Source organism: Arthrobacter sp. 05L45_2, assembly GCF_056397525.1.
The window spans coordinates 1-9,092 of record NZ_JBFTNO010000128.1 but is presented as its reverse complement, the minus strand read 5'-3'; the positions used below and the strand labels follow the sequence as shown (position 1 = coordinate 9,092).

Sequence of the window (9,092 nt, the reverse complement as noted above, 5' to 3'; positions counted from 1 at the left end):
AACGCGGAAACCCGGCTGCACAAAATTTGAAACCAGCTGTAAAAACCATGCCATCCACGGGGTGGACAACACAGCCAAAACAACCAATCAATAAAACAATTGGTATCAACAAACTTGGCACACTATTGAGTTCTCAAACAACAGACACATTCGAATACTTATCAAAACAATTTGCTTTGTTTTTTCTTCGCTGCGATGTATTTAGCTTATTTCATTCATTTCCACTTTGCAAATCCGGAAGTTCTTCCGAAATTCACCCGCAGAAGCGAATCCGCCCAGCAAAATGCGAAGCAATTTCGCTTTCCCACGTCTTGCGCAGGAAGAATTGCTTCTTTTGTTGGGGGTTGTCACCGCTCAGCGGCGGCGACTCAGAAAACATTACACGCTCCCTTCCGGCCGCGCAAATCGGCCGGAAGGGAGCGAGCAGCGCGGCTGGAGCCAGCCGGAAAACCGTCCAGGGGAAGGGTGCCGGTTAGGGCGCGGAAACTTCCACCGTCGCGAGGTTCTTTTTGCCCCGGCGCAGCAACAGGTACCGCCCGTGCAGGAGGTCCGCGGTCTCAATGACGGCGTCCGGATCAGTGATCTTGACGTTGTTCACGTAGGCACCGCCCTCCCCCACGGTCCGCCGGGCCGCGGACTTGCTGTCGGACAGCCCCGTGGCCACAAGGAGGTCGATGATTCCCAGTCCCGAGCCGTCCACTGTGGCCGAGGGCAGTTCGGCTGTTGCCGCCCGCAGGCTCTCTTGGTCCAGGCCGGTCAGGTCCCCGCCGCCGAAGACAGCAGCCGATGCCGCGATGACTTTTTCCGTCGCCTCGACGCCGTGCACCAGCGAGGTCACCTCGTAGGCAAGCTTCCGCTGGCCCTCGCGGGCAAACGGACGCTCGGCCACGGACGCTTCGAGGGCTTCGATCTCTGCGCGGCTAAGGAAAGTGAACACCTTCAGCCGGGCCGCGACGTCGGCGTCGGCAGTGTTGAGCCAGAACTGGTAGAAGGCGTACGGGCTGCACATCTCGGCGTCCAGCCAGATCGCGTTGCCTTCGCTCTTGCCAAACTTGGTGCCGTCGGAATTGGTGATCAGCGGCGTCCCGAGGGCGTGAACGTGCTTGCCCTCGACCTTGCGGATCAGGTCGGTGCCGCTGGTCAGGTTTCCCCACTGGTCCGAGCCGCCGGTCTGCAGCACGCAGCCGTAGTCACGGAACAGCTGCAGGTAATCCATGCCCTGCAGGATCTGGTAGCTGAACTCGGTGTAGCTGATGCCTTCGTCCGAGTTCAGGCGGGTGGCGACAATGTCCTTCTTGACCATGGTGCCGACGCGGAAGTGCTTTCCGATGCCGCGGAGGAAGTCGATAGCGCTCAGCGGCGCGGTCCAGTCGAGGTTGTTCACCATCCGTGCCGCGTTCTCCCCCTCGAAGCTGAGGAAGCGCTGGACCTGGCCCTGCAACCGGCCGACCCATTCCGCGACGGTCTCCGGTGTATTGAGGATCCGTTCGGCGGTTTGCCGCGGATCACCGATCAGTCCGGTGGATCCGCCCACGAGGCCCAGGGGCTTGTGTCCGGCCAGCTGGAGCCGGCGCATCACCAGGAGCTGGACCAGGTTGCCAAGGTGCAGGCTGGGGGCGGTGGGGTCGAAGCCGCAGTAGTACGTTGCGGGGCCGCCGGCCAGCAGCTTCTCCAGTTCCGCCTCATCCGTGGAGACGTGGATCAGGCCGCGCCATTTCAGCTCCTGCCAGATATTGGCAAAGCTGGGGTCGTTCTGTTGGGACTGAAGATCATTTAGCTGGGACACGGAATCTAAGTTAGCAGGATCGCCGGTGCCCAACCGCCCCAGCACGGCTCGTGACGGGCTTAGGCAGAGCCCTCCGGGTCAACGCGCCGGAGCGCGCAGCCCCTACTCCTCGATGCCCGCGGGCACGGGGGCGGCCGCAATGAGCCGCAGCCTCTGGGTGGGACGCGTCATGGCAACGTACAGGTCCCCCACCCGGCCGTGCTCATGGTTGAGCATGGCGGACGGCTCCAGCACCACAACGCCGTCGAACTCCAGCCCCTTTGCCTCGCGGGGGCTGATGACAACAATGTCCTGCTCGTAGCTGCCCGCACCCGTGCCGACACGGCGGCCATAAGCGGCGCGCAGCGCGGCCGTCGCCTCAGGCAGCAGTCCGCCGTCGGCGATCACGGCCAGCAGGCCGCCGTCGAGCGCATCCAGTTCGCCCGGAAGGACCTCCAGGAGACGCTCCACGATGGCACCCGGGCCAACACGGTCGATCACCGGCGACCAGCGGCCCTCCCGGACCGCCTTGGGTGCGGAGACAACAAGGCCGGCGGCGTTGGCCATCCGGGCCGCGGCCTCGGCGATCTGCGAAGGCGTACGGTAGTTGACGGTGAGCTCCTCGAGCTGCCAGCGGTCCCCGAACATGGGGGCCAGGGCACTCTGCCAGGACTTGGCCCCGGCAACGGAACTCGTCTGGGCGATGTCGCCGACGATCGTGAACGACTTCAGCGGGCAGCGCCGGACCAGGAGCCTCCACTGCATCGGTGAGAGTTCCTGGGCCTCGTCCACCACGATGTGCCCGAAGGCCCACGTGCGGTCCGAGTTCGCCCGCTCAGCCGCCGTCAGCCGGGACTCGCGTTCCTGGTTCTGGTCCACCAGCTCCTCGGCCGAGATGAGGACATCCACCCCGGCCGTTTCCATGTTGACCAGGGTCTGCTTGGCGTTGGCGAGGTCGCGGGCACGGTCGTGCTCCTGCTGGGCCAGGCTCTTTCCGGCGGCCGGGTCCAGTTCCCCGAGCAGTTCCGCGGCTTCGTCAAGCAACGGAACGTCCGCTTCGGTCCACGGTGAGCCGGCGGGCCGGAGCAACAGGGCCCGTTCGGCGGCGCTGAGGTTCGGGGTGCAGGCCTCAAGGATCGCGGGTTTGCTCAGCAGCTCCCCCACCAGTTTCTCGGGCGTCATCGGCATCCAGCAGAGATTCAGCGCCACCCTGACATCGCGCGCGGAGCGGACGTCCTCGGCCAGATAGGAGCGATCGGCGTTGTTGCCGATGCTGCCGGCTTCAACCAGTTCGGTCATCTGCTCGGTCAGTTCGCGGAGCAGGATCTTGACGAACGAGACCCGGGCCTCATTGTGCGGCTTGCCGGTGGCCCGCGCCTTCTCGCGCGCCCGGCGGACCTGGCGCGGCGTCAGCACGAGTTTGCGGCCGTCCACCTCGAGGATGCGGTTTTCGGCGGGGATCCGCTGGCGGTTGGCGACGGCGTTGGCCACCACCTCGGCCATGTCCAGCCGGCCCTTGACGGCGGCTACGTCGGCGTCGTCCTCGGCCACAGCGTGGATGCCGGGCATCAGGCGGCCCAGGCTGGCCATAACGACGCCGGTCTCGCCGAGGGATGGCAGCACCCGCTCGATGTAGTTCATAAACGACGACGACGGTCCCACCAGCAGCACTCCGGCGGTCTTCAGCCGGTCCCGGTGGGTGTAGAGCAGATAGGCGGCACGGTGCAGGGCGACGGCGGTCTTGCCGGTGCCGGGCCCGCCCTGGACCACCAGGGCGCCGGAAATGGACGAGCGGATGATCCGGTCCTGTTCGGACTGGATGGTGCCCACAATGTCGGACATCCGGCCGGTGCGCTTGGAGTTCAGGGCTGCGAGCAGTGCGCCCTCGCCCTGCAGGGATTCGTCGTCGGCCAGCAGGTCGGCGTCCAGGACGTCATCTTCGATTGCCTTGACCTCGCGGCCCTGCAGGATCAGGTGCCGGCGGCGGCGGACGCCCTGGCGGTCAAAGGCCGTGGCCTGGTAGAAGTGGCCGGCCTCAGGGGCACGCCAATCGACCATGAGACGCTGCAGGTCCTCGGTGGTCAGGCCGATGCGGCCGATGTACTGGGATTCACCGGAGTCGAGGTCGAGGCGCCCGAACACAAGGCGGTCGTCGACGGCGTCGAGCTGGGCTAGGCGGTCCTCGTAGAGCGCGGCGAAGGCGTCCCGCTCGGAGACGTTCTGCATGGTGCCCACGGCACCGGCGCGGCGGACCTGGGCGAGCTGGGCCCGCTTTTCCTCCCGCAACTCATCCAGCCGGGCATACAATCCGGCTACATAGTCGCGTTCATGGGCCAAATCAGCGTCGTGCATCGAACGTTCCCCTATCGAAAAAGACAGACCAACCATTCTACAACCATTTCGGCGAGGCATCCCGAAACATGTCAGTTTTGTTGAGGCCTGGTTTGTGCAGCATTGTAGCGACGTTGCCTAGAGCTTCAGCAGCGAGTGGATGCGCCGGCCGGCCAGCGCCGCGCGGCCGTTGAGGTCGCCGAGCTCCATGACCACGCCAACCCCGGCCACCGCGACACCGCAGCGTTCAAAGAGGCGGGCCGCCGCCCCCAGGGTGCCGCCGGTTGCGAGGACATCATCGAGGATCAGTACCCGCGTGCCCGGTGCGAGGTCCGCGCTGTGCAGCTCAAGGGTGGCGGTGCCGTATTCCAGCGAGTAGTCCTCGGAGACCACTTCGCGGGGCAGCTTTCCGGCCTTGCGGACCRTAACGACGCCGGTGCCCGTGGCGTAGGCGGCGGCCGCGGCAAGGAGGAAACCGCGGGCCTCCACACCGGCGACGGCGTCGAACTGGCCCAGGAAGGGCGCCACCAGCGCGTCCACAACGGCTTTGAACGCGGGGCCGTCGGCGAACACCGGGGTCAGGTCCTTGAACACGATTCCGGGCTTGGGGTAATCCGGGACCGTGGCACACAGGCTGGTGATCAGCTGGTCCACGGGCCCGGCTGCACCGTCCCGGACCGGCTGGTGGGCTTGCGCTGGCTGGGTTGCACGTTCGCTGGGATTCACCCGTCCACCTTACTCGGTGCCAGCGGACCGGGCGCCGGGCAGACGCGCCCCGTCGGTCACGCCGTCCGGGACTTCGCCGCCTTGTACCGCGAAACGGTCGGGTCGCCGCTGAGCCAGAAACGCCACGGGTAGTCGTCGGTGCCGCCGGCGCCCGAGACGCCTACCCTCGGCCCGGAGCTGACCTCGGCGGCCGGCACGGCGGGCAGTTCAAGCCGGAACGGCGGCGTGAGGACGTCCCGTCCGCTGTCCGCCGTCGTCAGCCCGAGGGCAGTGGCGAAACGCGCCGGGCCGCTGGCCAGGTCCTTGGGGGCTTTCGACGTCGGCCGCCGCGAGAGTGCCAGAGCGTCCCCGGCGACGACTTCACCGGCGCGCAGGAGCACCGCGGAGGCCACCCCGTCCGGTCCGCAAACGATGTTGGCGCAGTGATGCATACCGTAGGTGAAGTACACGTACAGGTGCCCGGCCGGGCCAAACATCGGGGCGTTCCGCCGGGTCTGGCCCCGGAAGGTGTGCGAACCCGGGTCCGGGTGGAGCGAATCCTCGGGCCCCAGGTAAGCCTCCACCTCGGTGATCCGCACCGCGACCGGGCCGCTTCGGCTCTCGTGCGTGAGCACCGCGCCGAGCAGCAGGGGCGCCACGGTGCGGGCATCGGCGGACAGCAGCCCCCGCAGGGCCTCCGGCGTCGTGCTGGAATCCATGCCAAGACTTTAACAAACCCCCGGCCGGGTCCGTCCACGGCAGTGTCCGATTTCCGCTAGCAGGCACGTGCCGGGAACTGGCAGGATGGAGCTATGGACTTYTGGCAGCGCTACCGGGCAATCGAYGCCCGGGACMCCCGSTTCGACGGGCAGTTCTACACCGCTGTGCGCACCACCGGCATCTACTGCCGGCCGTCCTGCCCGGCCCGGACCCCCAAGGCCGGCAACGTCACGTTCTACGAAACCTCCGCCGCCGCGCACGACGCCGGCTACCGCGCGTGCAAGCGCTGCCTGCCCGAGGCCGTGCCCGGCACCCCCGCGTGGAATGTCCGCTCGGACATCGCGGGCCGGGCGATGCGCCTGATCAACGACGGCGTGATCAACCGGGACGGCGTCGAGGGACTCGCCTCACGGCTCGGGTACTCCTCACGCCAGCTGAACCGCATCCTGAGCCATGAACTCGGCGCCGGCCCGCTCTCACTCGCCCGTGCCAGCCGCGCCCAGACAGCCCGGACCCTGCTGGTCTCGACCACCATGAAGGCCGCCGACGTCGCCTTCGCGGCGGGCTTCAGCAGCGTCCGCCAGTTCAACGAGACCATCRCCGAAGTTTTCGCCATGACCCCGTCGGCGTTGCGGGCCACGGGACGGCACCATCACACACCCGACCGGACAGCGGGTGCCTCGACGGCGCTGACGCTGAACCTGCCGTACCGCGAGCCGTTCGACCCGGGGGTGTTCGAGTTCCTGGCCGTCCGCGCCATCCCGGGCATCGAGGAGGGAACGCCGTCCTCCTACGCCCGGACGCTGCGGCTGGCCCACGGCGACGCCCGCTTCCGGGTAGACTACGACGCCGCCGCCCCGGACCGGCCGCTGAAACTCACCATCGGCGCCGTGGACCTTCGGGACCTCCCCTCGCTGCTCAGCCGGGTCCGGCGCCTGCTGGACCTGGACGCCGACCCGGTCGCCATCGACATGGCGCTCAGCGCGGACCCGCGGCTGTCCGCCTGTGTCTCGGCCGTACCCGGGATGCGGATGCCAGGAGCGGTGGATCCGCAGGAGCTGTTGATCCGCGCCATGATTGGCCAGCAGATCACCGTGGCCGCGGCCCGGACAGCGCTGGTGCAACTCTCCGCCGCGGGCAGCGACAGCCTGGTCCCCGCGGAGGGACTGCAGCGGATCTTCCCGACGCCCGCAGAAATCGCCGCGACCGGTTACCAGAGCCTGCGCGGACCCCAGCGCCGCATCGACTCCATCCGCGGGGCCGCCGAGGCCATGGCGTCCGGCGGACTGAATTTTGGCTATGGCGATGACCTGGCCGGTTTGCAAGCCAAGCTCCTCCCCCTGGCCGGCATCGGACCCTGGACCGTGGGGTATGTGGCCATGCGGGTGATCGGCGCCCCCGACGTCTTCCTCGCCAACGACGCCGCCGTCCGCAACGGCATCCGGGCGCTGGCACCGGAGGGCGCCACTGACCCGCTCTCACCCGACTTCCGTGAAGTCAGCCCCTGGCGCTCCTACGCCACCATGCACCTCTGGCGTGCCGCCGCCGCGGCCCAGGCCCAAGCCCGCTCCCTGTCCCGGACCAAATCCGTCGGGACGCACTCGACACACTCCGTCCGCGCCCGGCCCGCGCTGGCCGGGGCAGCATCCTCGACGAAAGAGACGAAATGAAAGCCCAGCTGTTGACCATGTCCACCCCGGACGGCCCGTTCACGATCATTGCCCGGGACGGCGCCGTCCTGGCATCAGGCTGGACCGCGGTGCCGGGCGAACTCACCGGCCAGATCCACGCGGACCTGCTCCCGGACGGCTACGACCCGGTTCCGGATCTCGGCGGCATCTCGGCCGCCGTGGAGGAGTTCTATGCCGGCAACCCCGTGGCCGCCATGGAGGTGCCTGTGCTGCAGAAGTCCGGCCCCTTCCGTAGTCACGCCTGGGACGTGCTCCGCAATGTCCCCGCGGGCCACCCGGTGACGTACACCGAATACGCGGACCTGTCCGGCAACGCCAGGGCCGTCCGGGCAGCGGCCAGCGCGTGTGCTTTCAACGCGGCTGCCCTGTTTGTACCGTGCCACCGAGTGATCCGCACCGATGGCAGCCTGGGCGGCTTCCGCTGGGGTTTGCCCATTAAAGAGAGCCTGCTGGACCGCGAACGGCAGTTGGCCCTGGCCCTGCAGGCTTAGTTCTTTACCGGCACACCCGCCGGYCAGGGCAGCAGCGCCGGCAGGTCGACGCCGTCGGCCGCGGCGGTCGCGCGCAGGCTTCCCAGCGTGGGGGTGCGCCCGGCCAGCCACGCGGCAATGTCGGTAAGCATGCCGTTGACGACCGTAGTGCGGCCGCCGGCGGCGCCGATGCCCACGGACGGCAGGCCGAGCGGCTGCAGCACAAAACGTTCGCCCTCGGGGACCCGGACCGCAAGGAAGTCAAAGAGGTGTTCGCAGAATTGCCGGCTCCACGTCTCTGGGCCGCGGCCGGTGCCAAGGTCCGTGGCGTGGATGGTCAGTTCGCGCCACAGCGCCAGGCCGCCGTCGAACACTACGCCGCCGCGGTAGCTGATCGGTTCACCCCAGCCGGCCGCGTCCAGCCCGTTGAATGCCGCCAGCGCGCGGTCGACGGCACTGCCGACGTCGGCGCGGTGCTGGTCGGCGCTGTGGCCGGCCGCGAGCTCGATGGCCCGCGTCCGCCCCTCGAAGCCGCCGTCGTAGAGTTCAATGCTTTCGCCGCGGCCGGCGTACTCGACCTGCCGGGCCATCGCGTTGGCGATTCCGCTCAGGTGGGCCAGCACGTGACCGCGGCTCCAGCCGGGAAGTTCCGAGGCGGCCAGCACGTCCTGGTCGTCGAGGGTGGCGGCGATTCCGGTCACGACGTCGGCGGCGCGGCGGAGTTCCTCCAGCAGATTTTCGGGGGTGATTGAGATCATGGCGCCCATCCTAACGGAGCATCCGGATTAGCGGCGATTAACTGGGCCGCGCCGGCTCAGGCTGTTCGGTAGTGGTGCCGGATGTGCCGGCGGTCGTGYCGTGCCTGCCAGAATTCGACCTCCCGGGGACGGATCGCGTAGAGCTGCCAGGCCGGATTCTCACTGCCGTCCGCACCGGGCCGGGCGTTCCAGTCGGCGGCCGAGGCCTCCGCGGAGAGCTCCACCACGCTGCCGGCCACGCGCACCTGACGGCCCTGCTGCTGCCAGAAGAAGTTCAGCGCGGCCTCCGGGTTGGCGGCCAACTCGTGGCCTTTGCGCGATTCCCGCGAGGTGGCGACCTGCCAGCCGTCGGCGTCGATGTCTTTCAGGATCAGCATCCGCGACGAGGGCCGGCCGCGTTCGTCCGCCGTGGCCAGGCTGCAGGCGTTCGGCTGCGGCACTCCTGCGGCGAGGGCTTCTGCGAGCCAGTGCCGGAACAACTCGGCGGGGTCCTCCGGCGCTGCGTCCGGGTCGAAGTCCGGCATGGCGTCGGGGAAATCGGGCAGGGCGCGCAGGAACTCGCGGAACGATTCACTCATGCGCCCAGCTTAAACGCCGCGAGTTGGCACTCCACGGCAATGTTTGGAGAAAACATTGCCGCGAAGTGCCAACC

At 68.0% G+C, this 9,092-nt stretch carries 9 protein-coding genes; 3 read left to right on the top strand and 6 right to left on the bottom strand.

The window, feature by feature from the left end; genetic code table 11:
* A partial coding sequence (locus AC1DHD_RS10815) for a hypothetical protein (RefSeq protein WP_476879715.1) occupies positions 1-476 on the top strand: 476 nt, incomplete at its 5' end.
* Here AC1DHD_RS10815 and tyrS read toward each other — a convergent pair.
* The 4 genes from tyrS to AC1DHD_RS10795 all read right to left on the bottom strand — a co-directional run bounded on the left by tyrS (position 473) and on the right by AC1DHD_RS10795 (position 5,520).
* A complete protein-coding gene (tyrS, locus tag AC1DHD_RS10810; RefSeq protein ID WP_476879714.1) occupies positions 473-1,786 on the bottom strand; it encodes a tyrosine--tRNA ligase in 1,314 nt (437 codons plus the stop codon). The two genes, AC1DHD_RS10815 and tyrS, sit on opposite strands and share 4 nt — an antisense overlap.
* 102 nt (positions 1,787-1,888) lie before the next feature.
* Complete coding sequence (locus tag AC1DHD_RS10805) at positions 1,889-4,117, bottom strand: HelD family protein (RefSeq protein WP_476879713.1); 2,229 nt, start codon at positions 4,115-4,117, stop codon at positions 1,889-1,891.
* A gap of 117 nt (positions 4,118-4,234) precedes the next feature.
* On the bottom strand, positions 4,235-4,750 hold the full coding sequence (locus AC1DHD_RS10800; RefSeq protein WP_476879716.1) for an adenine phosphoribosyltransferase: 516 nt from the start codon (positions 4,748-4,750) through the stop codon (positions 4,235-4,237).
* A 128-nt stretch (positions 4,751-4,878) separates the two neighbouring features.
* Entirely contained in the window at positions 4,879-5,520 is a 642-nt protein-coding gene (locus tag AC1DHD_RS10795) for a DNA-3-methyladenine glycosylase (RefSeq protein ID WP_476879712.1), read from the bottom strand.
* Between the two features lie 93 nt (positions 5,521-5,613).
* Here AC1DHD_RS10795 and AC1DHD_RS10790 point away from each other — a divergent pair, with 93 nt between their 5' ends.
* Together AC1DHD_RS10790 and AC1DHD_RS10785 are read left to right on the top strand one after the other, a co-directional pair.
* The gene (locus AC1DHD_RS10790) at positions 5,614-7,191 is read left to right on the top strand and encodes a DNA-3-methyladenine glycosylase 2 family protein (protein WP_476879711.1); all 1,578 of its coding nucleotides are present in this window, start codon (positions 5,614-5,616) and stop codon (positions 7,189-7,191) included.
* Positions 7,188-7,703, top strand: coding sequence for a methylated-DNA--[protein]-cysteine S-methyltransferase (locus tag AC1DHD_RS10785; RefSeq protein ID WP_476879710.1), 516 nt, complete (start codon positions 7,188-7,190; stop codon positions 7,701-7,703). Before AC1DHD_RS10790 ends, AC1DHD_RS10785 begins: the two co-directional genes overlap by 4 nt.
* Here AC1DHD_RS10785 and AC1DHD_RS10780 read toward each other — a convergent pair.
* Together AC1DHD_RS10780 and AC1DHD_RS10775 are read right to left on the bottom strand one after the other, a co-directional pair.
* Positions 7,700-8,440 carry a maleylpyruvate isomerase family mycothiol-dependent enzyme gene (locus tag AC1DHD_RS10780; protein ID WP_476879709.1) on the bottom strand — a complete coding sequence of 247 codons (741 nt, stop codon included), beginning with the start codon at positions 8,438-8,440 and terminating at the stop codon, positions 7,700-7,702. The two genes, AC1DHD_RS10785 and AC1DHD_RS10780, sit on opposite strands and share 4 nt — an antisense overlap.
* 56 nt (positions 8,441-8,496) lie before the next feature.
* Positions 8,497-9,018, bottom strand: coding sequence for a pyridoxine/pyridoxamine 5'-phosphate oxidase (locus AC1DHD_RS10775; protein ID WP_476879708.1), 522 nt, complete (start codon positions 9,016-9,018; stop codon positions 8,497-8,499).
* Positions 9,019-9,092 lie beyond the last annotated feature (74 nt).

Coding starts and splice junctions, on each gene's coding strand:
- AC1DHD_RS10795 (WP_476879712.1), bottom strand. CDS start 5,520: ATGGATTCCAGCACGACGCCGGAGGCCCTGCGGGGGCTGCTGTCCGCC.
- AC1DHD_RS10805 (WP_476879713.1), bottom strand. CDS start 4,117: ATGCACGACGCTGATTTGGCCCATGAACGCGACTATGTAGCCGGATTG.
- AC1DHD_RS10785 (WP_476879710.1), top strand. CDS start 7,188: ATGAAAGCCCAGCTGTTGACCATGTCCACCCCGGACGGCCCGTTCACG.